The 25,195-nt window shown below is 60.3% G+C and carries 26 protein-coding genes; 2 read left to right on the top strand and 24 right to left on the bottom strand.

The annotated features are described in order from the left end of the window. Positions 1-31: 31 nt before the first annotated feature. A complete protein-coding gene (leuA, locus tag CWC48_RS16065; protein WP_010207924.1) occupies positions 32-1,711 on the top strand; it encodes a 2-isopropylmalate synthase in 1,680 nt (559 codons plus the stop codon). Between the two features lie 164 nt (positions 1,712-1,875). Here the strand turns inward: leuA and CWC48_RS16060 are convergent, their stop codons facing one another. From CWC48_RS16060 to trmJ, 21 genes are all read right to left on the bottom strand, one after another. Next, the gene (locus tag CWC48_RS16060) at positions 1,876-2,667 is read right to left on the bottom strand and encodes an amidohydrolase (protein ID WP_099494232.1); all 792 of its coding nucleotides are present in this window, start codon (positions 2,665-2,667) and stop codon (positions 1,876-1,878) included. Continuing rightward, positions 2,655-3,803, bottom strand: coding sequence for a pyridoxal phosphate-dependent aminotransferase (locus tag CWC48_RS16055; RefSeq protein WP_100492185.1), 1,149 nt, complete (start codon positions 3,801-3,803; stop codon positions 2,655-2,657). The genes CWC48_RS16060 and CWC48_RS16055 overlap by 13 nt, the downstream gene beginning before the upstream one ends. Positions 3,804-3,917: 114 nt before the next feature. Continuing rightward, positions 3,918-5,387 carry a ribosome biogenesis GTPase Der gene (gene der, locus CWC48_RS16050; RefSeq protein WP_078050098.1) on the bottom strand — a complete coding sequence of 490 codons (1,470 nt, stop codon included), beginning with the start codon at positions 5,385-5,387 and terminating at the stop codon, positions 3,918-3,920. A gap of 134 nt (positions 5,388-5,521) precedes the next feature. Beyond that, positions 5,522-6,673 (bottom strand): outer membrane protein assembly factor BamB, encoded by a 1,152-nt coding sequence (bamB, locus tag CWC48_RS16045; protein ID WP_078050099.1) that lies wholly within the window; start codon positions 6,671-6,673, stop codon positions 5,522-5,524. Further along, on the bottom strand, positions 6,666-7,307 hold the full coding sequence (locus tag CWC48_RS16040; protein ID WP_078050100.1) for a YfgM family protein: 642 nt from the start codon (positions 7,305-7,307) through the stop codon (positions 6,666-6,668). Before CWC48_RS16040 ends, bamB begins: the two co-directional genes overlap by 8 nt. A 41-nt stretch (positions 7,308-7,348) precedes the next feature. After that, positions 7,349-8,638, bottom strand: a complete 1,290-nt coding sequence (gene hisS / locus CWC48_RS16035; protein ID WP_078050101.1) for a histidine--tRNA ligase — start codon at positions 8,636-8,638, stop codon at positions 7,349-7,351. A gap of 21 nt (positions 8,639-8,659) precedes the next feature. Continuing rightward, entirely contained in the window at positions 8,660-9,769 is a 1,110-nt protein-coding gene (gene ispG, locus CWC48_RS16030; RefSeq protein WP_025859271.1) for a flavodoxin-dependent (E)-4-hydroxy-3-methylbut-2-enyl-diphosphate synthase, read from the bottom strand. A 2-nt stretch (positions 9,770-9,771) separates the two neighbouring features. After that, positions 9,772-10,779, bottom strand: coding sequence for a RodZ family helix-turn-helix domain-containing protein (locus CWC48_RS16025; RefSeq protein WP_100492184.1), 1,008 nt, complete (start codon positions 10,777-10,779; stop codon positions 9,772-9,774). Next, on the bottom strand, positions 10,779-11,537 hold the full coding sequence (gene pilW / locus CWC48_RS16020) for a type IV pilus biogenesis/stability protein PilW (protein ID WP_100492183.1): 759 nt from the start codon (positions 11,535-11,537) through the stop codon (positions 10,779-10,781). Before pilW ends, CWC48_RS16025 begins: the two co-directional genes overlap by 1 nt. Before the next feature lie 12 nt (positions 11,538-11,549). After that, positions 11,550-12,698: a 23S rRNA (adenine(2503)-C(2))-methyltransferase RlmN gene (gene rlmN / locus CWC48_RS16015; RefSeq protein WP_025859274.1), complete on the bottom strand. Its 1,149-nt coding sequence runs from the start codon at positions 12,696-12,698 to the stop codon at positions 11,550-11,552. 29 nt (positions 12,699-12,727) lie between these two features. Beyond that, on the bottom strand, positions 12,728-13,153 hold the full coding sequence (gene ndk / locus CWC48_RS16010) for a nucleoside-diphosphate kinase (protein ID WP_003175956.1): 426 nt from the start codon (positions 13,151-13,153) through the stop codon (positions 12,728-12,730). Between the two features lie 92 nt (positions 13,154-13,245). Beyond that, a complete protein-coding gene (iscX, locus tag CWC48_RS16005; RefSeq protein ID WP_003238461.1) occupies positions 13,246-13,446 on the bottom strand; it encodes a Fe-S cluster assembly protein IscX in 201 nt (66 codons plus the stop codon). A 14-nt stretch (positions 13,447-13,460) separates the two neighbouring features. After that, positions 13,461-13,802, bottom strand: a complete 342-nt coding sequence (gene fdx, locus CWC48_RS16000) for an ISC system 2Fe-2S type ferredoxin (protein WP_025859275.1) — start codon at positions 13,800-13,802, stop codon at positions 13,461-13,463. 3 nt (positions 13,803-13,805) lie between these two features. Beyond that, on the bottom strand, positions 13,806-15,668 hold the full coding sequence (gene hscA, locus CWC48_RS15995; protein ID WP_100492182.1) for a Fe-S protein assembly chaperone HscA: 1,863 nt from the start codon (positions 15,666-15,668) through the stop codon (positions 13,806-13,808). 53 nt (positions 15,669-15,721) lie between these two features. Next, the gene (gene hscB / locus CWC48_RS15990; RefSeq protein ID WP_078050105.1) at positions 15,722-16,243 is read right to left on the bottom strand and encodes a co-chaperone HscB; all 522 of its coding nucleotides are present in this window, start codon (positions 16,241-16,243) and stop codon (positions 15,722-15,724) included. An 8-nt stretch (positions 16,244-16,251) separates the two neighbouring features. Further along, the gene (gene iscA, locus CWC48_RS15985) at positions 16,252-16,575 is read right to left on the bottom strand and encodes an iron-sulfur cluster assembly protein IscA (RefSeq protein ID WP_003209680.1); all 324 of its coding nucleotides are present in this window, start codon (positions 16,573-16,575) and stop codon (positions 16,252-16,254) included. Between the two features lie 28 nt (positions 16,576-16,603). Continuing rightward, a complete protein-coding gene (gene iscU, locus CWC48_RS15980) occupies positions 16,604-16,990 on the bottom strand; it encodes a Fe-S cluster assembly scaffold IscU (RefSeq protein WP_003175965.1) in 387 nt (128 codons plus the stop codon). Positions 16,991-17,089: 99 nt separating this feature from the next. Further along, on the bottom strand, positions 17,090-18,304 hold the full coding sequence (locus tag CWC48_RS15975) for an IscS subfamily cysteine desulfurase (protein WP_017530022.1): 1,215 nt from the start codon (positions 18,302-18,304) through the stop codon (positions 17,090-17,092). A 50-nt stretch (positions 18,305-18,354) separates the two neighbouring features. Further along, complete coding sequence (gene iscR, locus CWC48_RS15970; protein WP_003194020.1) at positions 18,355-18,846, bottom strand: Fe-S cluster assembly transcriptional regulator IscR; 492 nt, start codon at positions 18,844-18,846, stop codon at positions 18,355-18,357. 287 nt (positions 18,847-19,133) lie between these two features. After that, complete coding sequence (cysE, locus tag CWC48_RS15965) at positions 19,134-19,919, bottom strand: serine O-acetyltransferase (RefSeq protein ID WP_078050107.1); 786 nt, start codon at positions 19,917-19,919, stop codon at positions 19,134-19,136. A gap of 2 nt (positions 19,920-19,921) precedes the next feature. After that, positions 19,922-20,692 (bottom strand): tRNA (cytosine(32)/uridine(32)-2'-O)-methyltransferase TrmJ, encoded by a 771-nt coding sequence (gene trmJ / locus CWC48_RS15960; protein WP_003210307.1) that lies wholly within the window; start codon positions 20,690-20,692, stop codon positions 19,922-19,924. 145 nt (positions 20,693-20,837) lie between these two features. Between trmJ and suhB the strand changes: the two genes are divergently transcribed. Beyond that, on the top strand, positions 20,838-21,653 hold the full coding sequence (gene suhB, locus CWC48_RS15955) for an inositol-phosphate phosphatase (protein ID WP_003175971.1): 816 nt from the start codon (positions 20,838-20,840) through the stop codon (positions 21,651-21,653). A 57-nt stretch (positions 21,654-21,710) separates the two neighbouring features. On the opposite strand, the gene CWC48_RS15950 is transcribed toward suhB, so the two are convergent. The 3 genes from CWC48_RS15950 to secD form a co-directional block, all read right to left on the bottom strand. Then, positions 21,711-22,253, bottom strand: coding sequence for a glycine zipper 2TM domain-containing protein (locus CWC48_RS15950; RefSeq protein WP_025858533.1), 543 nt, complete (start codon positions 22,251-22,253; stop codon positions 21,711-21,713). A gap of 124 nt (positions 22,254-22,377) precedes the next feature. Continuing rightward, positions 22,378-23,292: a protein translocase subunit SecF gene (secF, locus tag CWC48_RS15945; RefSeq protein WP_065908613.1), complete on the bottom strand. Its 915-nt coding sequence runs from the start codon at positions 23,290-23,292 to the stop codon at positions 22,378-22,380. 9 nt (positions 23,293-23,301) lie between these two features. Next, positions 23,302-25,170, bottom strand: coding sequence for a protein translocase subunit SecD (gene secD, locus CWC48_RS15940; RefSeq protein ID WP_100492181.1), 1,869 nt, complete (start codon positions 25,168-25,170; stop codon positions 23,302-23,304). Positions 25,171-25,195 lie beyond the last annotated feature (25 nt).

The raw sequence follows: 25,195 nt of genomic DNA, 5'->3' as shown, positions 1-25,195 counted from the left end.
TTTCTCGGCCCCTACAACAAAGGATTTCCCGATGAGCATGCTCAAAGACCCGTCTTCGAAGTACCGCGCGTTCCCGACCATCGATATTCCGGACCGCACCTGGCCATCGAAGACCATCACCGAAGCGCCGATCTGGTGCAGTTCCGACTTGCGTGATGGCAACCAGTCGCTGATCGAGCCGATGGACGCGGTGAAAAAGCTGCGTTTCTGGAAGACCCTGGTTGCCGTTGGCGTGAAGGAAATCGAAGCCTCGTTCCCGGCGGCATCGCAAACCGACTTCGACTTCGTGCGCACCCTGATCGAAGACAACCACATCCCCGAGGACACCACCATCCAGGTGCTGACCCAGGGCCGTGAAGACTTGATCGCCCGCACCTTTGAATCCTTGCGCGGGGCCAAGAAGGCCATCGTGCACTTGTACAACGCCACATCCCCGTCCTTCCGCCGTATCGTGTTCAACCAGGACAAGGAAGGCATCAAGGCCATCGCGGTCAACGCGGCCAAGCTGTTCGTCAAATACGCCGCCCAGCAGCCGGAAACCCAGTGGACCTTTGAATACTCCCCGGAGACCTTCAGCGCCACCGAGCTGGAGTTCGCCAAGGAAGTGTGTGACGCGGTGATCGAGGTGTGGAACCCGACGCCTGAGCACAAGATGATCCTCAACCTGCCGGCCACCGTGGAATGCGCCACGCCGAACATCTATGCCGACCAGATCGAGTGGTTCGGTCGTCATATCAACCGCCGTGACAGCGTGATCATCAGCCTGCACACCCACAACGACCGTGGCACCGGCGTGGCCGCTACCGAGCTGGGCCTGATGGCCGGCGCCGACCGTGTCGAAGGCTGCCTGTTCGGCAACGGCGAGCGTACCGGTAACGTCGACCTCGTCACCGTCGCGCTGAACATGTACACCCAGGGCCTCGACCCGCAGCTGGATTTCTCCGACATCGATGGCGTGCGCAAAGTCGTCGAAGAGTGCAACCAGATCCAGGTTCACCCGCGTCACCCTTACGTCGGTGACTTGGTGCATACCGCCTTCTCCGGCTCGCACCAGGATGCGATCCGCAAGGGCTTCTCCCAGCAGAAAGACGATGCGCTGTGGGAAGTGCCGTACTTGCCGATCGACCCGGCCGACATTGGCCGCAGCTACGAAGCGGTGATTCGCGTGAACAGCCAGTCGGGCAAGGGCGGCATCGCCTACCTGCTGGAGCAGGAGTACGACATCAGCTTGCCGCGTCGCATGCAGATCGAGTTCAGCCAGGTGGTACAGGCCGAAACCGACCGCGTCGGCCTGGAGATGACCGCACCGCAGATCTACGCGTTGCTGCAGCGTGAATACCTGCAAGCCAACACCCCGTACGCGTTGGTCAGCCATCGCCTGCAGGAAGAGAACGGCAACAGCTTTGTCGAGGTGGAAGTCTCGGGCAAGGGCCAGGGCGAAACCAACCTGCACTGGAAAGGCAAAGGCAACGGCGCGTTGGAAGCGCTGGTAGCGGGCCTGCCGATTGGCGTGGAGATCATGGACTACAACGAACATGCAATCGGTGCGGGCACCAACGCCAAGGCGGCCGCCTACATCGAGCTGCGCGTGAACGGCGAGCGCCCGGTGCATGGCGTGGGTATTGATGAAAACATCACCACCGCCAGCTTCAAGGCGCTGTTCAGCGCGCTGAACCGCTCGTTGAGCCAGCAGGAAGCAAAAGCGGCGTAAGCCGGTTCGTAGGAATGCAAAAGGCCCCTGGGTGAGAACTCAGGGGCCTTTTTGTTGGCCTATCAGATTTGTGTTGCTTGTGAGGGCCTCATCGCAGGCAAGCCCGGCTCCCACAGGTCATTGCACCAAGTGTGGGAGCCGGGCTTGCCCGCGATGGCGGTGGTTCAGACAAACTGAAAGCTATCGGCATCCAGGTTGGCCGGGAACTTGGTGCGATATGCCGCCAATTCCGCCGCATCCAGGTTCACCTGGAACACCCCATCCGCCTCCCCCGCACTCAGCAGCGTCTCACCCTGAAAGTCCAGCACCTGGCTGTCCCCGGTGTAGGCAAACCCCTTACCATCCGTGCCCACGCGGTTCACCGCCGCCACGTAGCACAGGTTCTCGATGGCCCGTGCCGGCAGCAGTCGGTTCCAATGCAGGCGCCGCGCACCCGGCCAGTTGGCGGTGTACAGCAGCAGGTCAGTGTCCTGAGCATCGCGACTCCACACCGGGAAGCGCAGGTCGTAGCAAATCAATGGGCGTATACGCCAGCCCTTCAACTCGAACTGCACCTGGCGTTCGCCGGGGGTGTAGTGGTCGTGCTCGCCAGCCATGCGGAACAGGTGGCGCTTGTCGTAATGCAGCACCTCGCCGTCCGGTCGTGCCCACAGCAGGCGATTGCGGTGGCTGCCGTCGGCGGCGTGGATGATCACACTGCCAGTGATCACCGCGTTGTACTTCGCCGCCTGGGCCTGGAGCCAGCGATGGGTCGGGCCGTTCTCGGGCTCTGCGAGGGTTTGCGACTCCATCGAGAAACCGGTGGTGAACATCTCTGGCAGTACGATCAGGTCGGCACCTTTGGCCTGCTCCAACAGCAACTCGAAATGATCGAGGTTGGCTTGGCGGTCGTGCCAGGCCAGGCTGGTCTGGACCAGGGCGAGAGTCAGGTTCGGCAGTGCACTCAGATCACGCATAGTTTTTCCGCCGCTTGTTGCAGCGTTTCCTCGCGTTTGGCAAAGCATAGGCGCACCAGGCGCTGGCCTTGGGGTGGGGTTTGGTAGAACACCGAGACCGGAATGGTAGCCACGCCGTGTTCGCGGGTCATCCAGAGAGACATGGCGACGTCATCCAGGTCCGGGCGGATCTGTGAGTAATCCACCAACTGGAAGTAGGTGCCGGTCACAGGGGTAAAGCTGAAACGGGACGGAGCAAGCAAATCGCAGAACAGGTCGCGCTTGGCCTGATAAAACGCCGGTAGCTCCTCGACGTGTTCCGGGTGTTCGGCCATGAAGTCGGCCAACGCATACTGCAGCGGGGTTACACCGCAGAAGTTGACGTATTGATGCACCTTGCGCAGTTCGGCGCTGAGGGCCGGCGGCGCGACAACGTAGCCGGTTTTCCAGCCGGTGACGTGGTAGGTCTTGCCGAACGAGCTGACCACGAAAGCGCGCTGGTACAACTCTTCATGGGCCAGCACGCTGACGTGGGGCACGCCGTCGAAGACCAGGTGCTCGTAGACTTCATCGCTGACCATGTAGATATCACGGTCGCGGATCAGTTCGGCCAATTGGTCCAGTTCGGCGCGGCTGATCAGCGCGCCAGTCGGGTTGTGGGGGGAGTTGAGGATGATCATGCGCGTGCGCGGTGACAGCGCGGCCTTGATCTTCTCGAAGTCGAGGGCAAAGCCGTCCAGGCTCAGTTGCACATGCACGCAACGACCGCCGGCCAGTTCCACTGAGGGCTCGTAGCTGTCGTAGCTGGGGTCGAATACGATGACTTCATCGCCGTTGCGAATCACCGCCTGGATCGCACAGAAGATCGCCTCGGTGGCCCCAGGGGTGATGGTCACCTCGCTGTCGGCATTCACCGTGGCGCCATAACTGCGGGCGATCTTGGCCGCCACCTGCTGACGCAGCACCGGTAGGCCGGTCATGGGCGCATACTGGTTGTGACCGAGGGCGATATGTTTGCCCACCGCATCGAGCAAACCCTGGGGGCCATTGAAGTCCGGAAAGCCCTGGGACAGGTTGAGTGCGCCGGTTTCGGCAGCGAGTTGCGACATGGTGGTGAAAATGGTCGTGCCGACATTCGGCAGCTTGCTGGTGATCATCGGAGGCCCCTGCAGGTGAGCCTCAAGTTTTAAGCTGCCGGCCGCACCGGGTCAAGGCACAAACGGTCGCGCACAAAAAAGGGCTCTTCAAGAGCCCTTTTCGCGAGGTCGAAATCAGCGCTTGTCGCGGCGCTTCTTATCGGCCTTCTTGTGGTGAGTCATCAAGCGACGCTTCTTGTTCACCTGACGGTCAGTCAGTGTGTTCTTGTTGCCTTCGTATGGGTTCTCACCACCCTTGAACTCGATACGGATCGGCGTACCGACCAGTTTCAAGACGCGGCGGTAGGTGTTTTCCAGGTAACGCACGTAGGACTTCGGCACCTTCTCGATCTGGTTACCGTGGATCACGATAATCGGCGGGTTGGCACCCCCCAAGTGGGCGTAACGCAGTTTGATCCGGCGGTTGTTGACCATCGGTGGCGCGTGCTCGCCAACGGCGTCTTCCAGGATCTGGGTGAGGCGGTTGGTCGGCCAGCGGGTCACCGCAGACTTGAACGAGTTCTGCACGGACGCGTAGAGGTTACCCACGCCGGTGCCGTGCAGTGCCGAGATAAAGTGGATATCAGCGAACTCGACAAAGAACAGGCGACGCTGCAGCTCGATCTTGACGAAGTCGCGCTCGCTCGGCGTCATGCCGTCCCACTTGTTGATCGCGATCACCAGGGCACGACCGGCCTCGAGGGCAAAGCCCAGCAGGTTGAGGTCGTGGTCCACCACGCCTTCGCGGGCATCCATCACGAAGATCACCACGTTGGCGTCTTTGATCGCCTGCAGGGTCTTGACCACCGAGAATTTTTCAACTTCCTCGTGGATCTTGCCGCGCTTGCGCACACCGGCGGTGTCGATCAGCGTGTACTTCTCGTCGTTACGTTCGAACGGGATGTAGATGCTGTCACGGGTGGTGCCGGGTTGGTCATAGACGATGACCCGGTCTTCACCGAGCATGCGGTTGACCAGGGTCGACTTGCCGACGTTAGGGCGGCCGATGATGGCGATCTTGATACCGTCTTTTTCGCTCGGGCCAGGAATGCGCTTGGCTTCCTCACCTTCGGCGACGATCTCTTCCTCGCCCTCTTCTTCCTCGACGTCATCCTTGGGGAAGTCGCGCAAGGCGACTTCCAGCATCTGGGTGATGCCGCGACCGTGGGCACCGGCGATTGGAATCGCGTCGCCCAGGCCCATCGGGCTGAACTCGGCACGGGCCTGCTCAGGATCGATGTTGTCGATCTTGTTGGCGACCAGATAGGAACGCTTGTTGCGCTTGCGCAGGTGCTCGCCAATCATCTGGTCAGCAGCGGTGTAGCCCGCACGGGCGTCCACCAGGAACAACACGACGTCGGCTTCTTCAATGGCCAGCAGCGACTGCTCGGCCATCTTTTCGTCCATGCCATGCTCGTCACCGGAGATACCACCGGTGTCGACAATAATGTAGGAGCGCCCTTGCCACTTTGCCTCACCGTATTGGCGATCACGGGTCAGACCGGACAAGTCGCCGACGATGGCGTCGCGAGTCCTGGTCAGGCGGTTGAACAAGGTGGACTTGCCGACGTTAGGTCGGCCCACCAGGGCGATTACGGGAACCATGCGGCTCTCCACTTCGTTATTTCAGAAAATACAAAAGCCGCTGCAAGGCAGCGGCTGGTGCTCGGGGCAGCATAATCAAATGCCGCATGCCCCGCCGAAGCGGGGCCGCCTGGGTGTTACCCCAAGCATAGTTCTTACTTGATGGTCAGGGCTTCCAGCTTGCCGCTGTTGCCATACACATAAAGCATGTTACCCACCACCAGCGGACGCGCACGCAGGCCGTCGCTGTCGATACGCTCGCGACCCACGAAGCGACCATCCACCTGGCTCAGCAGATGCAGGTAGCCTTCGAAGTCACCGACCGCCACGTAGCTGGAGAATACTTCCGGCGCCGACAGTTGGCGGCGAGCCAGGGAGTCATTGCTCCACAGTGCAGTGGTGGAACGCTCGTCGACACTTTCAACGGTGCCGGACGAGAGGCTTACGTAGACGCTGCCAAACCCTTGGGCGACACCGGCGTAGCTGGAAGCATCACGCTGCCAGTTAACACGGCCGCTCTGCAGGTCCAGTGCCGCAACACGGCCCTGGTAAGTGGCGACGTAGAGGGTTTCACCGGACAGCAGCAAGCCGCCATCGATGTCCACTACGCGGTCCAGTTCGGAACGACCTTGAGGGATGGCCACACGGGTTTCCCAGGCCGGCACGCCGTTCTGGGTATCCAGGGCGACCACTTTACCGGTCGACAGGCCTGCCACGGCCAGATTGTTGGTCACAATCGGACCACTGGTACCGCGCAACGTCAGCACCGCCGGGGTGCTGTCGTACAACCAGCGCTGTTCGCCAGTGCTGGCGTCGAGGCCGATCACGCGGTCATCCTGGGTCTGCACCACGACGATATCGCCGTTGGTGGCAGGCGGTGCGAGGACTTCACTGGTCACGCGAGCGCGCCATTTCTCTTCACCGGTGCTGGAATCCAGCGCCACGACTTCGCCTTTCAGCGTGCCGAGCAGGACCATGCCGTAACCCACGCCGACGGCGCCGGAGACAGGCAATTCGAGGTCTTTCTTCCACTTAACGTCGCCGTTCATGCGATCCATGGAGATCACCACGCCGGTCACGTCAGCGGCCACAATGCTGTCACCGTCGATTGCCGGTACCAGCATGTTGTAGGTTTCACCCTGGCCATCACCGATGGAGCGGCTCCACTGCTTTTGCAGGACCACTTCTTCCTTGAAGCTGGTCAGCTCCGCAGGCGGCAGTTCTTTCTTACTGTTGCTGCTGCAACCCGCGGCCAGAACGGCCAGAGCCAGCAATGCTGCATGTTTCCAACGGATCACGTCACGCATCCCCTTTGGCCAAGTCGTCCAGCTTGATTTGTAAGCCACCGACCGCCGCTTCATCAGACAGCGCCGCCTTGGCTTTTTGGTACGCAGCATTGGCTTCGTCGGTACGACCCAATTGGACCAACAGGTCGCCCTTGAGCTCTTCGCGAGTGGCTACAAATGCCTTGTCAGCATCGCCGTCGAGCAGTTTGAGTGCTTCGTCAGCCTTGTTCTGTGCCGCCAGTACCTGAGCCAGGCGCTGACGTGCGATTTCACCCAGGGTCGGGTTGGTCGGCTTGTCGGCGATGGCCTTCAGCTCAGCGGCGGCGTCATCCAGCTTGCCGGTGTCGACCGCGACTTTCGCGACAAACAGGCTGCCGTATTGGGCGTAGGTGGTCCCGCCGAATTCGTTCTTCAGCTTGCCGGCCAGGTCTGCAACCTGCGCAGGGTCAGGCTTGCCGTCCGGCGTCAGGGTAGTTTCCAGCAATTGCTGATAGAGGATCGAGGCGCCTTGGGACTGGTTGGCCTGATACTTGGTCCAGGCTTGCCAGCCGAACACCACCACTAAAGCCAGCAGGCCGCCAGTAACCAGGGGCTTGCCGTTGCGCTGCCACCAGTCCTTGAACTCGGCCAGTTGCTCATCATCAGTACTCGACACCCCAATACTCCTTAATCGCTAAATTCGGCTGTTCGACAGCTTCAACCCTGCACGACGCAGGTGGCCAAGTGCGCAGCGAGCGCATCAAAGGCAATGTTCTGTTGCTCACCCTGGCCACGCAGGGGTTTGAAACCTATCACTTGCTGGGCCAGCTCGTCTTCGCCGAGGATCAGTGCATACAGCGCACCGCTCTTGTCGGCCTTCTTGAACTGGCTCTTGAAACTGCCGGCGCCGGCATTGATCTGCAGGCGCAGGTTCGGCAGTTGATCGCGGACTTTTTCGCTCAGGGCCAGGGCCGCCAGTTCGGCCGCCTCGCCAAAGGCGCACAGGTACACGTCCACCTGCCGGGAGATCTCTTCCGGGACCTGCTCCAGGGTTTCCAGCAACAGGATCAGCCGCTCGATGCCCATGGCAAACCCTACGCCCGTGGTCGGCTTGCCGCCCATTTGCTCGACCAGGCCGTCATAGCGACCACCGGCACACACGGTGCCCTGGGCGCCGAGTTTGTCGGTGACCCACTCGAACACGGTCTTGCTGTAGTAGTCGAGGCCACGCACCAGTTTCGGGTTGATCACGTACGGAATACCGGCCGCATCCAGGCGAGCTTTGAGGCCTTCGAAGTGCGTACGGGATTCGTCGTCCAGGTAATCGGCCATTTTTGGCGCGTTGACCAGCACGGCCTGGGTGTCGGCGTTCTTGGTATCAAGGACGCGCAACGGGTTGGTTTTCAGACGGCGCTGGCTGTCTTCGTCCAACTTGTCCAGGTGGGCGGACAGGTACTCGACCAAGGCGACGCGGTAGCGGCCACGGGATTCGCTGGTGCCCAGGCTGTTGAGTTCGAGCTTGACCGCGTCGCGAATGCCCAGCAGGCCCCACAGGCGCCAGGTCAGCACGATCAGCTCGGCGTCGATGTCCGGACCGTCGAGGTTGAACACCTCCAGGCCGATCTGGTGAAACTGGCGATAGCGACCTTTCTGCGGGCGCTCGTGGCGGAACATCGGCCCGATGTACCACAATTTTTGTGGCTGGCCGCCACCGGTGAGGCCATGCTCGAGCACGGCGCGCACGCATGCGGCAGTGCCTTCCGGACGCAGGGTCAGGGAGTCGCCGTTGCGGTCTTCAAAGGTATACATCTCTTTTTCGACGATGTCGGTCACTTCACCGATAGAGCGCTTGAACAGCTCAGTGAATTCGACGATCGGCATGCGGATCTGCTTATAACCGTAGTTATCCAGCAGGCGCGCGACAGTGCCCTCGAAATAGCGCCACAGCGGCGTCTGCTCCGGCAGGATGTCGTTCATGCCACGAATGGCTTGCAGAGACTTGCTCACATCAAATCCTTAAATTCGTTCTTAGCCGCGCGCGATCAGCGCTGCGTCAGCCGCGACCTTCTCGGCCGCTTTCTCGCGGATCAGTCTTTCGAGCTCATCCACCAGATTGTCATTCGTCAACTTCTGCGACGGCTTGCCGTCGATGTAGATCAGGTTGGGTGTACCGCCGGTCAGGCCGATATGCGCCTCTTTGGCTTCACCCGGACCGTTGACCACGCAACCGATCACCGCCACATCCAGCGGCACCAGCAGGTCCTCGAGGCGCCCTTCCAGTTCGTTCATGGTTTTCACCACGTCGAAGTTCTGCCGTGAGCAGCTCGGGCAGGCAATGAAGTTGATGCCTCGGGAACGCAAATGCAGGGATTTGAGAATGTCGTAACCGACCTTCACTTCCTCTACCGGGTCTGCCGCGAGGGAGATGCGGATAGTATCGCCAATCCCTTCGGCGAGCAGCATACCGAGACCCACCGCAGATTTCACTGTGCCTGAGCGTAAACCGCCCGCTTCGGTGATACCCAGGTGCAATGGCTGCACGATTTCCTTGGCCAGCAGGCGGTAGGCTTCTACCGCCATGAACACGTCGGAGGCCTTTACGCTGACCTTGAAGTCCTGGAAATTCAGGCGCTCCAGGTGCTCAACGTGGCGCAGCGCCGATTCAACCAGCGCCGCTGGGGTAGGCTCGCCGTATTTCTTTTGCAGGTCTTTTTCCAGGGAACCGGCGTTGACGCCGATACGAATTGGAATGCCACGGTCGCGCGCCGCATCAACCACTGCGCGCACACGGTCTTCACGACCGATGTTGCCCGGGTTGATACGCAGGCAGTCCACACCCAGCTCGGCTACGCGCAATGCGATCTTGTAGTCGAAGTGAATGTCGGCCACCAACGGCACTTTGACCAGTTGCTTGATGCGGCCGAACGCTTCGGCAGCGTCCATGTCCGGCACGGAGACGCGCACGATGTCCACGCCAGCAGCTTCCAGACGGTTGATCTGGGCAACGGTGGCGGCCACATCATTGGTGTCGCTATTGGTCATGCTCTGTACTGCGATGGGGGCGTCGCCACCCACCGGCACGGAGCCGACCCAGATCTTGCGCGATACGCGACGTTTGATTGGAGATTCGCCGTGCATGACTATTGTCCCAACTTCAGGCGAGCGGTCTCGCCACTGGTGAACGGCGCCACGTCCACAGGCTGGCCGTTGTAGGCCACTTGCGCGCCACGGGCAAAGCCCAGACGCAGCGTCAAAGGAGGCTTGCCGCCTTGGTCGAGCGTATCTCCCTTACGCTTCAGACCGCTAAACAGCACTTTGCCATTGCCATCGGTGACTTGCGTCCAGCAGTCAGCGATGAAGGTAATCTGTACGCGGCCATCACCGGCGATCAGGGCTGGGGTGGTGGGCGGCGAAATCGCAGGGGCTGCCGGCGCGGCTGGAGCGGTGGTAGCAGGCGCTTGCGCAGGAGCGGTCGGCGTATGGGCCTGGGCGACCGGAGCTGCCGGGGTGTGAGCCGGTGCAGCCGGTGTCGCGGGCGCCGGTGCGGCAGCGGTGGCGGCGGGTGCGGATTCCGTTGCTGGCTGCTCTGTGGCAAGCGGCGCTTCAGGCGCGGCCTGCCCCTCGGCCACAGCCTGGTCTTCCGGCTCATCCAGTGGATGAATCTGGGTGGTGCCATCGGCGCTTTCGACTTCGACGTGCTCCATGGCGTTACTGGTGAGGTCCTTGGAGCGCTGGGAGGCCTGGTCTTGCCACCAGACGAAACCGCCACCAATGACCGCGATCAGCAGCAACAGGCTGACAATTCGCAAAATCGTGTGGGAAACCCGCACCGGCTCTTCGATGCGACCCAGGCCATGCACATTGCTGCCCTGGGAGTCGGTACCGGTGAACTGGTCGAATTCCTGGACCAGTACCGCCTGGTCGATACCCAGCAACTTGGCGTAGGCACGGATATAGCCACGGGCGAAGGTGTGCCCAGGCAGCTTATCGAACGCGCCGGCTTCCAGGTTGCCCAGGGACGTGGTGGTCAAATTGAGCTTGAGGGCCACTTCTGCCAGCGACCAACCATTGCTTTCGCGGGCCTGACGCAAGGTATCGCCTGGGTTTACGCGATTAGCTGCTACAACTTCCGGGTGCGCCGCTTTCATCATTGCTCCGACAGGTATTGCTGATATTCCGGCGTACCGGGATAGAGTCGTTCGAGTTGCTGGCCAAAACGTGCGGCCGTGTCGCGTTCTTCATGAACCGTCGCCAGGCGCACACCGAGCAATAGACTACGTGCATTTTGCCCGCTGAGCAGGCTAAAACGCTCGTAATAGTCACGTGCCGGCACATAATGCCTGTCTTCGTAGGACAACTCAGCCATTTCGAGCAATGCCCGAGGCTGGTGACCGTTCAAATGCAGGGCTTTTTCCAGCTGCTGGCGAGCGCTGTCACGCTGGCCAAGACGCATCGAGGTGACCCCGAGGTTCTCGAACACCCGGGAACGCTCAGGATAGAGGGTATCGGCGCTGGCTTGCTGGAAATAAAGGGCGGCCTGGTCATAACGTTTCTGCTCGAACAGGAAACTGCCGTAGTTGTTCAGCAGCCGCGGGTCGGCAGGACGGGAAGCCAGGGCCTTGTGAAAATACCGTTCGGCCAGCTCCGGCTCGGCCTGGGCCTGGAACACCAGGGCCAGTGCGGCATTGGCGTCGGCATCGTCGCTGTCCAGCTCGAGGGCCTTCTTCAGCGGCACCTTGGCCTGTTCACTCATGCCTTGTCGAAGGTAGCCCAAGCCCAATTGCACATAGGCAACTCGCGCCTCATCACGGCCTTTACCTGTTTGCAAAGGGCTGTCATGGCCCGATGAAACACAACCGGCCACTAGACCGGTAACAAGCAAAAGCAGCGCAAGGCGCAAGGGCATAGAGATCCTCTCTCAGATTCGATTCACAGCAATTTGCGGCAGATCGTCGGCGGCGTTCAGTTCACGCACGGCGATATAGCGCTCGCTGCGGCGGGTGCGGTCCATCACCTGCCCTACCAATTGGCCACAGGCGGCGTCGATGTCTTCACCACGGGTGGTGCGTACGGTGACGTTGTAGCCGGCCTGGTGCAGTTGATCCTGGAAACGGCGGATGGCGTTGTTGCTCGGCCGCTCGTAGCCAGAATGTGGAAACGGGTTAAACGGAATCAGGTTGATCTTGCACGGGATGTTCTTGAGCAGCTCGATCATCTCGACCGCGTGTTCAACCTTGTCGTTGATGTCTTTGAGCAAGGTGTACTCGATGGTCAGCACGCGCTTTTCGCCCAGGGACGACATGTAGCGCTGGCAAGATTCGAGCAGCATCTTAAGCGGATACTTCTTGTTGATCGGCACCAATTGGTTACGCAATGCGTCATTGGGTGCGTGCAGCGACAACGCCAGGGAGACGTCGATGTGCTTGGACAGCTCATCGATCATCGGCACCACGCCGGAGGTCGACAGGGTCACACGGCGCTTGGAGATGCCGTAGCCCAGGTCGTCCATCATCAGGTGCATGGCCGAAACGACGTTGTCGAAGTTCAGCAGCGGCTCACCCATGCCCATCATCACCACGTTGGTGATGGCACGGTCGACGGTTGCCGGGACGCTGCCAAAGGATTTGTTGGCAATCCACACCTGGCCGATCACTTCGGCGGCGGTGAGGTTGCTGTTGAAGCCTTGCTTGCCGGTGGAGCAGAAACTGCAGTCCAGGGCACAGCCTGCCTGGGACGAAACGCACAAAGTGCCGCGCTTGCCCTGGGGAATGTAAACAGTCTCGACGCAGCTGCCGGACGCCACGCGCACCACCCACTTACGGGTGCCGTCGCTGGAGATGTCCTCGCTGACCACTTCGGGACCACGGACCTCAGCAATGGCCTTGAGCTTGTCGCGCAGGGCCTTGCTGACGTTCGTCATGGCGTCGAAATCGTCGACGCCAAAGTGGTGAATCCATTTCATTACCTGACCGGCACGGAAACGCTTCTCCCCGATTGAGTCGAAGAATTTCTCCATTTCCGGCTGGGTCAGCCCCAGCAGGTTGGTTTTTACAGTCGATGTCGTCATGGATTCACCCTCACTCTTTAAGCCGATGCTTAGCGAGCGGTTACTTCAGTAGCTGCGAAGAAGTACGAGATTTCGCGAGCAGCAGCGGCTTCGGAGTCCGAACCGTGTACAGCGTTGGCGTCGATGGACTCAGCGAAGTCAGCACGGATGGTGCCGGCAGCGGCTTCTTTAGGGTTGGTAGCGCCCATCAGCTCACGGTTCAGAGCGATAGCGTTTTCGCCTTCCAGAACCTGAACAACCACAGGACCGGAGATCATGAAGGCAACCAGGTCGCCGAAGAAACCACGAGCGCTGTGCTCAGCGTAGAAGCCTTCAGCTTCAGCCTTGGACAGTTGCTTGAGTTTCGAAGCTACAACCTTCAGGCCGGCTTTTTCGAAACGAGTGGTGATCTCGCCGATGACGTTTTTTGCAACAGCGTCAGGCTTGATGATGGAGAAAGTACGTTGAACAGCCATGGTGTAACTCCAGAAACGGTAATTTACGAAAAATTAAACCCGCGAATTATACGCGGGTTATTGGGTATTGCCTAACTGCGTAAAAAGGCGGCTCAGTCTGCTTCTTCGATCCACAGGCCTTGAATCGCCTCCAGGACCTTCTCGCCACCCCGATCAGGGATGTCATCGAAGTCCGGCAGCTCCATCACCAGATTGCGCAGCTTGACGAAGTTGACCGTAAGAGGATTGACCTCCGGATGAGCTTCAGCAAGTTGTATAGCGATTTCTTGTACATCAACCCATTTCAGGCTCATGACATTTCCTTGAATCAATGCGGCGCTTCGGCAGCATGGTTGAGGGAATATTTCGGAATTTCGACGGTGATGTCCTCTGTTCCGACGATGGCTTGGCAGGTCAGGCGCGAAGTCGCTTCCAGGCCCCAGGCTCTATCAAGATAGTCTTCCTCCAGCTCATCGGCTTCGTTGAGCGAGTTGAACCCCGCGCGGATCACGCAATGGCACGTGGTGCAAGCGCACACACCGCCGCAGGCGCTTTCGATTTCGATGTGGTTGTCATGGGCAACTTCGAGGATGGACTTGCCGGTCTCAGCCTCCACGACCATACCGTCCGGGCAGTGCTCGGCGTGTGGCAGAAAAATGACCTGCGGCATTGATTATTCCTCGATTTCATTCAGGTTGCGCCCGGCCAGTGCGGCTTTCACCGTCTGATCCATGCGGCGGGCGGCAAAGGCATCAGTCACCTGCGACAAGCGCTTGGTCTGTTGCTCGATGGCATAGCCATCGTTGCCTTTCATCAGTTCGGCCAATTCCTGCATCTGCAGGTCGATGACCATGCGCTCCTCGGCATCCAGCAGGCGCTCGCCGTCAGCCTCAAGGGCGCCCTGCACCGCTTCGAGCAGACGCTGGGCGTCTACTTGCTGCTCACGCAATACACGGGCGACCTTGTCGTCACCGGCATATTGGAACGAGTCCTTGAGCATCTTGGCGATTTCGCCGTCGGTGAGGCCGTAGGACGGCTTGACCTGGATGCTGGCTTCAACACCGGAGGCCAATTCACGCGCGGCGACGCTGAGCAAGCCGTCGGCGTCGACCTGGAAGGTCACGCGAATCTTCGCCGCACCCGCCACCATCGCCGGAATGCCGCGCAATTCAAAGCGCGCCAGGGAGCGGCAGTCGCTGATCAGCTCGCGCTCACCTTGCAACACGTGAATCATCATGGCCGTCTGGCCATCTTTGTAAGTAGTGAAGTCCTGTGCGCGGGCGACGGGGATGGTGGTGTTGCGTGGAATCACCTTCTCCATCAAGCCACCCATGGTTTCCAGCCCCAGGGACAGCGGGATCACGTCGAGCAGAAGCAGTTCGCCACCATCGCGCTTGTTACCGGCCAGGGTATCGGCCTGGATCGCAGCGCCGATGGCGACCACTTGATCCGGGTCGATTTCGGTCAGCGGCTGACGACCAAAGGCTTCGGCGACAGCTTCACGCACGCGTGGCACGCGGGTGGAACCACCGACCATAACCACGGCACCGACTTCCTCCAGCTCGATACCGGAATCGCGCACTGCGCGGCGACAGGCTCTCAGGCTGCGGGCAACCATTGGCTCGATCAACGCATCAAAGGCTTCGCGGGTCAGTTGGGCCGACCAGGTGCCGTAGGAAACTTCAACACTTGCAGCATCGGTCAGCGCTTCCTTGGCCGCGCAGGCGGTTTGCAGCAGGTTGCGCTGCGCGCCCGGGTCCAGGTCGGCAGACAAGCCGGCGCTGGTGATGATCCAGCCCGCAATGGCGTGGTCGAAGTCATCGCCGCCCAGGGCGCTGTCGCCGCCGGTGGCGAGCACTTCGAAGACACCGCCGGTCAGGCGCAGGATCGAAATATCAAAGGTACCGCCGCCCAGGTCGTAAATAGCGACCAGGCCTTCTGCATGCTGGTCCAGGCCATAGGCCACGGCCGCCGCAGTCGGCTCGTTGAGCAGGCGCAGTACGTTCAGACCAGCGAGTTTCGCTGCATCCTTGGTGGCCTGGCGCTGAGCGTCATCGAAATAAGCCGGAACGGTGATTACGGCACCGACCAGTTCGCCGCCCAGGGTTTTCTCCGCGCGTTGGCGCAGCACCTTGAGGATATCGGCCGACACTTCCACCGGGCTTTTCGGGCCTTGGACAGTGTCGATGAACGGCATATGGGATTCACCGCCAACAAAGCGGTAGGGCAGTTGGTCGCCCAATTGCTTGACGTCGGACAGACCACGACCCATCAAGCGCTTGACCGACAGCACAGTGTTCAGAGGATCGCTAGCGGCTGCCAGCTTGGCTGACTCACCGACTTCGGTGCGATCAGCGTGATAGCGCACGGCGGACGGCAGGATCACCTGGCCACCAGCGTCGGGCAACGGCTCGGACAGGCCGCTGCGCAAGGCAGCAACCAGGGAATTGGTGGTGCCCAGGTCAATCCCGACCGCCAGGCGACGCTGGTGCGGTTGAGGGCTTTGGCCGGGTTCGGCGATTTGCAGTAGGGCCATGGTAATCAGGTCTTATCTGTCTATCAGGCGTGCATCACGGGCAGCACACTGGGTTAATCGTCGAGGCGCTCTTCTAGCTGGCGCACTTCGTAGGTGAGCTTGTCGAGGAACTGCATGCGCCGCATCAGGCGTTCGGCCTGTTCGCGTTGCGCTGCATCGTTCCAACAGGCTGCGAAGCTTTCGTTGAGCTCATCCTGGGCGGTTTTCAGACGACGCTTGAAGACTGCGACGCCGGCCAGATCGGCCTCGTCCTGCAAGTCTTCGAGTTCTTCGCGCCACTGCATCTGCTGCATCAGGAAGTCCGGGTCGTGAACCGTGACCTCAAGCGGCAGCTCGCCACCATTCATCGCGAGCAGGTAACGCGCGCGCTTGGGGGGGCTTTTGAGCGTCTGATAGGCCTCGTTGAGGCTGGCCGATTGCTCCAGCGCCAGGCGTTGCTCACGCTCGGAGGCGTCAGCGAAGCGGTCCGGATGCACGCCACGCGCCAGTTCTCGGTAGCGCGTGGCAAGCTGCTCAAGGTCCAGCCGAAAGCTCGGCTGCAGCTCGAATAAAGCGAAATGACAAGGAGTACCCACGAATAGCCTCAGATGTTGAAGCTTTCGCCGCAGCCACACTCACCGCGTACGTTGGGGTTGTTGAACTTGAAGCCTTCGTTCAACCCTTCCTTGACGAAATCGAGTTCGGTGCCGTCCAGGTAGGTCAGGCTCTTGGGGTCGATGATCACTTTCTCGCCGTGACTTTCGAACACCTGGTCCTCTTCAACCACCTCGTCGACAAACTCCAGCACGTAGGCAAGGCCGGAACAGCCCGTGGTGCGAACACCCAGACGAATCCCCTCACCTTTACCGCGCCCATTCAGGGAGCGGCGAATGTGCTGCGCAGCCGCTTCTGTCATGCTGATAGCCATCGTTGACTCCTTACTCGTCGCCAAATGCTTAGATCAAGCCTTTCTTCTGCTTGTAGTCGCGAACGGCCGCCTTGATAGCGTCTTCTGCGAGTACCGAGCAGTGGATTTTCACTGGCGGCAGGGCCAGTTCTTCGGCCAGCTGGGTGTTGCTGATAGTCACAGCCTCATCCAGGGTCTTGCCTTTCATCCATTCGGTCGCCAGGGAGCTGGAGGCGATGGCCGAACCGCAGCCGTAGGTCTTGAACTTGGCGTCTTCGATAACGCCAGCGTCGTTGACCTTGATCTGCAGGCGCATCACATCGCCGCACGCCGGAGCGCCGACCATGCCGGTGCCGACATCAGGGTCTTCCGCGTTCATCTTGCCGACGTTGCGCGGGTTTTCGTAGTGGTCGATGACCTTTTCGCTGTAAGCCATGGTACTGAATCCTCACTCATCAGGGCCGCTCTGGAACCCTATAGAAACGCCTGCGTTTTCCGCCACGTTCCTACAGAGCTTGGGTGGCGGCTTCTATATTTAGTGTGCCGCCCACTCGATCTTGGAAATATCGACACCGTCTTTGTACATGTCCCACAGCGGCGACAGAACGCGCAGCTTGTTGACGGCTTCGCAGACTTTCTGCGCGGCGTAGTCGACTTGCTCTTCGGTGGTGAAACGGCCGAACGTAAAGCGGATCGAGCTGTGTGCCAGTTCGTCGTTGCGGCCCAGGGCGCGCAGTACGTACGAAGGCTCAAGGGACGCCGAGGTGCAGGCCGAACCGGACGAAACCGCCAGGTCCTTGAGTGCCATGATCAGCGACTCGCCTTCAACGTAGTTGAAGCTCAAATTCAGGTTGTGCGGTACACGGGCGGTCATGCTGCCGTTGATGTACAGCTCTTCAAGGTTCTCGACCTGCTTGTAGAAGCGATCACTCAGGGCCTTGATGCGCACGTTTTCGGCAGCCATGTCTTCCTTGGCTACACGGAAGGCTTCGCCCATGCCAACGATCTGGTGGGTCGCCAGGGTGCCCGAACGCATGCCGCGCTCGTGACCACCACCGTGCATGGTGGCTTCGATGCGCACACGTGGCTTGCGGCTCACATACAGCGCACCGATGCCTTTAGGGCCGTAGGTCTTGTGGGCAGAGAACGACATCAGGTCGACTTTCAGTTTCGACAGGTCGATATCGACCTTGCCGGTAGACTGAGCAGCATCGACGTGCAGCAGGATGCCCTTCGAGCGGGTCAGCTCGCCGATGGCCGCGATGTCGTTGATGGTGCCGATTTCGTTGTTCACGTGGATCACGGAAACCAGGATGGTGTCTTCACGCAGCGCGGCTTCGATCATCGCCGGGGTGACGATACCGTCGGTGGTTGGCTCGAGGTAGGTGACCTCGAAACCTTCACGCTCCAGTTGGCGCATGGTGTCGAGGACAGCCTTGTGCTCAATCTTGGTGGTGATCAGGTGTTTGCCCTTGGTCGCATAGAAATGCGCCGCGCCCTTGATTGCCAGGTTGTCGGACTCGGTGGCACCGGAGGTCCAGACGATTTCACGCGGATCTGCGCCAACCAGGTCAGCGACCTGGCGACGAGCGTTCTCGACCGCTTCCTCGGCTTTCCAGCCGAATACGTGGGAACGGGAGGCCGGGTTGCCGAAGTTTCCGTCAACCAGCAGGCATTCGCTCATCTTTTGCGCGACACGCGGATCAACCGGGGTAGTCGCTGAGTAATCAAGGTAAATCGGCAATTTCATGGACTTTCTCCTAAATCAGGCGGGCTGGCGTGCCGTTAGCTCTTCGGCTGTTACTCGACGGCGGACGCTTCGATCTTGTCCAGACGCGGCGCCTTGGTGTTGCAACGGCGCTGGTCCTGACGCTGGGCTACTTCTTGCACCTCACGGCGAGTCACAAGATCAGCCAGGCTGATACCACTCAAAAACTCATGGATCTGCAGGCTCAGATCGCACCACAAATGGTGCGTCAGGCAGGTGTCGCCGGCGTGGCAGTCACCCAGGCCCTGGCATTTTGTAGCGTCGACGGATTCGTTGACCGCATCGATCACCTGGGCGACCTGGATGCCCTGCATGTCGCGGGACAATTGATAGCCGCCGCCTGGACCGCGAACGCTGGAAACCAGATTGCTGCGGCGCAATTTGGCGAACAACTGCTCGAGGTAGGACAGGGAAATGCCTTGGCGCTCGGAGATATCGGCCAGGGACACCGGCCCAGTTTGCGCGTGCAAAGCCAGGTCAAGCATGGCGGTCACCGCGTATCGGCCTTTTGTAGTCAGTCTCATGGACAATTACCAAGGTGTTTCAGAATGTGGGCAAGTATGCGATTCCCGAGTATTTAAGTCAACTATAAGACCTAGTACTTTAGTCAGGATTACCCGTAAAAAGGGCGCGCGAATCATAGCAGGATGGGGTGGGGACGAACAGCGGCATCAGGCAGGGGCGGAGATGGTGAGACCAATGGAGATTAATTGTGGGAGCTGGCTTGCCTGCGATAGCGGTGGATCAGCACCACATGGGGTGGCTGGCATACCGCTATCGCAGGCAAGCCAGCTCCCACAGGGGACCGCGTTCAGCCCGCCTTGGTGGTGGCGGTTTCGTCTTTGATCTCGGCAAAATCCTCTTCGCGCAATTCGGGCAGATCTTTGGCGCAGTAAGGGCTACCCAGATCCTTCAGCGCACCGCACATACCCTCCAGCTTGCCGTCGACCGCTTGCAGGTGGTCGAGCAACTGGCCAATGGCGCGCGCCACGGGGTCAGGCATGTCTTCGCTGACACCGTAGGCATCAAAGCCGATCTTCTCGGCCATGGCCTTGCGCTTGGCCTCCTGCTCGTCGCCGACTTCCGGCTTGACGATGATTCGACCAGGGATACCGACCACCGTTGCGCCAGGCGGCACAGCCTTGGTCACCACGGCATTGGAGCCCACCTTGGCACCTGCGCCGACGGTGAATGGGCCGAGCACCTTGGCGCCCGCCCCTACCACCACGCCATTCTCCAGTGTCGGGTGGCGCTTGCCTTTGTTCCAGCTGGTACCACCCAAGGTCACGCCCTGATAGAGCGTCACGTCATCGCCGATCTCGGCGGTCTCGCCAATCACGATGCCCATGCCATGGTCGATAAAGAAGCGACGACCGACCTTGGCGCCCGGATGAATCTCGATCCCGGTCAACCAGCGCCCAAAGTTCGACACCAACCGCGCCAGCCATTTCCAGCCCATGCCCCACAAGGCGCCGGATAGGCGGTGGATCCAGATGGCGTGCATGCCCGGGTAGCAGGTCAGCACTTCAAAGGCGTTGCGCGCCGCCGGATCACGATGGAAAACACTCTGGATATCTTCTCGCAAACGCTCGAACATTTTTAATCCTTCCGCTTAAGAAGCTCGCCACGGGCCGCTTTCTGGGTTTCCGTGAGGATGCCACGCAATATATTCATTTCTGCCCGGCTGACCGAGCTGCGTCCGTAAAGGCGACGCAGGCGCGCCATCAAGTGCCGTGGTTTTTCCGGATCGAGGAATTCGATGGCCACCAGGGTTTGCTCCAGGTGCTCATAGAACCGCTCCAGCTCGTCCATGGTGGCCAACTCGCCACTTTTGGTCGACGCCACTTCATCCTTTTCTACCTTGCTCGGCTGACCCTCAGCGGCCAGCCAGGCCATGCGCACCTCATAACTCAACACCTGCACCGCGGCCCCGAGGTTCAGTGAGCTGAACTCAGGGTCTGATGGGATGTGCACGTGGTAATGACATCGCTGCAGCTCTTCATTGGTGAGGCCGGAGTCTTCACGGCCAAAGACCAAGGCGATTTCAGCGCCACCGGCGGCCTCCTCCACCACTTTGGTGCCGCACTCACGCGGGTCCAGCAGTGGCCAGGGGATACGGCGGTCGCGGGCGCTGGTGCCGAGCACCAGGTTGCAGCCGACCAGGGCGTCTTCCAGGGTGGCGACAACCTGGGCTTTTTCCAGGATGTCATTGGCGCCGGACGCACGGGCATCAGCCTCGTGGTGCGGGAACACACGCGGTTCGACCAGCACCAGGCGCGTCAGCCCCATGTTTTTCATGGCTCGCGCCACCCCGCCGATATTGCCGGGATGACTGGTATTGACCAAGACGACACGAATGTTTTGCAGCAAGGGAGGCGCTCTCGGACACGGGAAAGGGGAGCAAATCTTACAGAACAGCCTAAGGTTATGCCATGAAAGCTAACGTCGTCCTTCACCTGAAGAAAGTTTCTGCTAGAATGCTCGGCTTTCTTTAACAACCTTAGGTGACACATCCATGCAGCCCATGCTGAATATCGCGCTGCGCGCCGCCCGCAGCGCCAGTGAATTGATCTTCCGCTCCATCGAGCGCCTGGATACCATCAAGGTCGACGAAAAAGACGCCAAGGATTACGTATCCGAGGTGGATCGCGCCGCCGAACAGAAAATCATCGACGCTCTGCGCAAGGCCTACCCTACCCACGGCATCCTCGGCGAAGAAACCGGCCTGCACAAAGGTAGCGGCGAAGGCGAAGACTACCTGTGGATCATCGACCCACTGGATGGCACCACCAACTTCCTGCGCGGCATCCCGCACTTCGCCGTGAGCATCGCGTGCAAATACCGTGGCCGCCTGGAACACGCCGTTGTCCTGGACCCAGTGCGCCAGGAAGAATTCACCGCCAGCCGTGGCCGTGGCGCCCAACTGAACGGTCGCCGCCTGCGTGTCAGCGGTCGCACCAGCCTGGACGGCGCCCTGCTGGGTACCGGCTTCCCGTTCCGTGACGACCAGATGGACAACCTGGAAAACTACCTGGGCATGTTCCGCGCCCTGGTTGGCCAGACCGCTGGCATCCGTCGCGCCGGCGCAGCGAGCCTGGACCTGGCTTATGTGGCTGCTGGTCGTTTCGATGCGTTCTGGGAGTCGGGCCTGTCCGAGTGGGACATGGCTGCAGGCGCGCTGCTGATCCAGGAAGCGGGCGGCCTGGTGAGCGACTTCACGGGCGGTCACGATTTCCTTGAGAAAGGCCACGTGGTTGCCGGCAACACCAAATGCTTCAAGGCAGTATTGACGGCGATCCAGCCGCACCTGCCGGCCTCGCTGAAGCGCTAAGCGAGCGAGCACAAAAAAGCACCCCGAGGGGTGCTTTTTTTATGCCTGTAGAACCGGTTACTGCTGGTTCTGACCCAGGATCAGACGACCCTCTTTGTCGACTGGAATCTGGCTGCCAGGGTCACGCTCCATACGCACGGTACCTTCCTTGCCATCCAGGTTGTAACGCACGTCATACCCAACCACCTTGTCGCTGATGTCGTTGACGGTGTTACAACGGGTTTGCGTCGTGGTGTAGGTATCGCGGTTCTGCATACCTTCCTGAACCTTGTTACCGGCATAACCGCCACCGACCGCGCCGGCTACGGTAGCCAGCTTCTTGCCATTACCGCCACCGACCTGGTTGCCCAGCAGGCCACCAGCCAGGGCACCCACGACGGTACCGACGATCTGATGTTGATCCTGAACCGGCTTCTGCCGGGTCACGGCGACATCCTTGCAGACCTCGCGAGGCGTTTTAATCTGGGTTTTCACCGGCTGCACCGCCAGCACTTGCGCATACTCAGGGCCGCTTTTTACCAGGCTGTAGGTGGCAACAGCACCCCCGGCAGTCACACCGACAGCACCCAATACCGCACCAACCAGTAACGACTTGTTCACGTTGAACCTCCTGACCATCACAAGCGGACTGAAACGTCCGCGCTATACCCAGCCTTGGAGCAAAAAAAAAGGCGCGAGTTCAATACTCGCGCCTTTCTTGTAACAGCGGATCGACAAACACCCCTCAAGGGCGGTCGTCGACCTCCTTGCCAGTAGCAGCCGGAGGGATCAGGTCTTCGCTGTTGAGGTTCAGCCAGATCAGCACCACGTTGGCGATGTAGATCGACGAGTAGGTACCCGCCAGTACGCCGATGAACAGCGCCAGGGAGAAGCCCCACAGGTTGTCGCCACCGAAGATCATCAGTGCCGCAATCGCCAGCAAGGTGGAGATCGACGTCGCCATGGTCCGCAGCAGGGTCTGGGTGGTCGAAACGTTGATGTTCTCGATCAGCGACGCCTTGCGCAGTACACGGAAGTTCTCACGAACCCGGTCGAATACCACGATGGTGTCGTTGAGCGAGTAACCGATGATCGCCAGCACCGCTGCCAACACCGTCAGGTCGAAGGTGATCTGGAAGTACGCCAGGATGCCCACGGTCACGATCACGTCGTGGATCAGCGACACAATGGCGCCGACACCGAACTTCCACTGAAAGCGGAACGCCAGGTAGATCATGATGCCGACCAGCGCCATCAGCATGCCGAGGCCGCCCTGGTCGCGCAGTTCTTCACCGACCTGTGGGCCCACGAACTCGACGCGCTTGACCGACGCCGGGTTGTCGCCGCCGACCTTCTGCAAGGCCTCGGCCACCTGGTGACCCAGTTGCGGGTCTTCGCCCGGCATGCGCACCAGCAGGTCGGTAGTTGCACCGAAGCTCTGCACGATGGCTTCGTGATAGCCGGCCTTGACCAGCTCGTTGCGCACCAGGGTAACGTCGGCGGGCTTCTCGTAGGTCAGCTCGATGAGCGTACCGCCGGTGAAGTCCAGACCGTAGTTCAGGCCCTTATGGAACCAGCTGAACAACGCCAGAACGGTAAGGAGCACGGTGACGCCGAACGCAACATTGCGAACGCCCATGAAGTTGATTGTACGTAACATGGCAGCCCCTTAAATCCACAACTTCTTGAAGTCACGTCCGCCAAAGATCAGGTTGACCATTGCGCGGGTCACCATGATGGCCGTGAACATCGAGGTAAAGATACCGAGGGACATGGTCACCGCAAAACCTTTGACTGGGCCGGTGCCCATGGCAAAGAGAATCCCGCCGACCAGCAAGGTGGTCAGGTTGGAGTCGAGAATCGCGGTAAATGCCCGGCCGAAGCCTTCATTGATTGCACGCTGTACGGTCATGCCCGCCGCGATCTCTTCACGGATCCGCGAGAAGATCAGAACGTTGGCGTCTACCGCCATACCCATGGTGAGTACGATACCGGCGATACCTGGCAGGGTCAGTGTAGCGCCCAGCAGCGACATCAAGGCCAGCAGCATCACCATGTTGCCCGCCAGGGCCACGGTGGCGATGATGCCGAAGAAGCGGTAGATGGCGATGATGAACAGCGACACGAACAGCATGCCCCACAAGGCCGCGTCGATACCCTTGGTGATGTTGTCGGCACCCAGGCTCGGGCCGATGGTACGCTCTTCAGCGAAGTACATCGGTGCAGCCAGGCCACCGGCACGCAGCAGCAGGGCCAGTTCCGAGGACTCGCCCTGGCCGTTCAGGCCAGTGATACGGAACTGGGCACCCAGCGGCGACTGGATGGTCGCCAGGCTGATGATCTTCTTCTCTTCCTTGAAGGTCTGGACCGGTACGTCTTTTTCGACGCCGTTGACCATCTGCTTGGTGTAGGTGGTGATCGGGCGCTGCTCGATAAAGATCACCGCCATGCTGCGACCGACGTTGCTGCGCGTGGCGCGGCTCATCAGTTCGCCACCATGGCCATCCAGGCGGATGTTCACTTCAGGGGAACCGTGCTCGCCGAAACCGGCCTTGGCATCAGTCACCTGGTCACCGGTGATGATCAAGCCACGCTCGATCAACGCTGGAGGACGGTTGCCTTCGCGGAACTCGAACTCTTCGGCAGTCGCGCGGGTAGCACCCGGCTCAGCCGCCAGGCGGAATTCCAGGTTGGCGGTCTTGCCCAGGATACGCTTGGCTTCAGCAGTGTCCTGCACGCCCGGCAGCTCAACCACGATGCGGTTGGCGCCCTGGCGCTGAACGATCGGCTCGGCCACACCCAGCTCGTTGACGCGGTTACGTACCGTGGTCAAGTTCTGCTTGATGGAGTATTCGCGGATTTCCGCCAGCTTGGCCGGGGTCATCGCCAGACGCAGTACAGCCTGGCCATTGAGGTCAACCGGTACAATGTCGAAATCGTTGAAGTTCTTGCGGATCAGTGCACGGGCCTGTTCGCGGGACGCTTCGTCAGAGAAGCCCAGCTGGATGGCACCGTTGAGCTGCGGCAGGCTGCGATAACGCAGGCGCTCTTTACGCAGCAGGCTCTTCACGTCGCCTTCGTAGACCTTCAGGCGGGCGTCGAGGGCTTTGTCCATGTCGACTTCCAGCAGGAAGTGCACACCACCGGACAAGTCCAGGCCCAGCTTCATCGGGTGCGCGCCGATCTTGCGCAGCCAGGCTGGCGTGGTCTGTGCCAGGTTGAGTGCGACCACATAGTCGTCACCCATGGCCTTGCGCACGACATCTTTGGCCGGCAATTGGTCTTCTGCCTTGGTCAGGCGCAGCAAGCCGCCTTTCGCATCAGCCGCCAACGTTGCCGCCTTGACCTGGATACCCGCGTCATTGAGCGCTTTGCTCGCGCGTTCCAGATCAGCCTGATTGACCTGCAGCGAAGTGCTGGCGCCCGTGATCTGGATCGCCGGGTCATCAGGATAGAGATTGGGAGCGGAATAAATAAAACCGATCGCCAGCACCGCCAGGATCAGTACGTATTTCCACAGAGGGTATTTGTTCAGCATCACGCCGCCCGCTTATAACGCGGGG

The sequence above is a fragment of the Pseudomonas sp. S10E 269 genome (assembly GCF_002798465.1).
Lineage (GTDB): Bacteria > Pseudomonadota > Gammaproteobacteria > Pseudomonadales > Pseudomonadaceae > Aquipseudomonas > Aquipseudomonas pergaminensis.
This window is presented reverse-complemented; position numbering and strand designations above follow the sequence as displayed.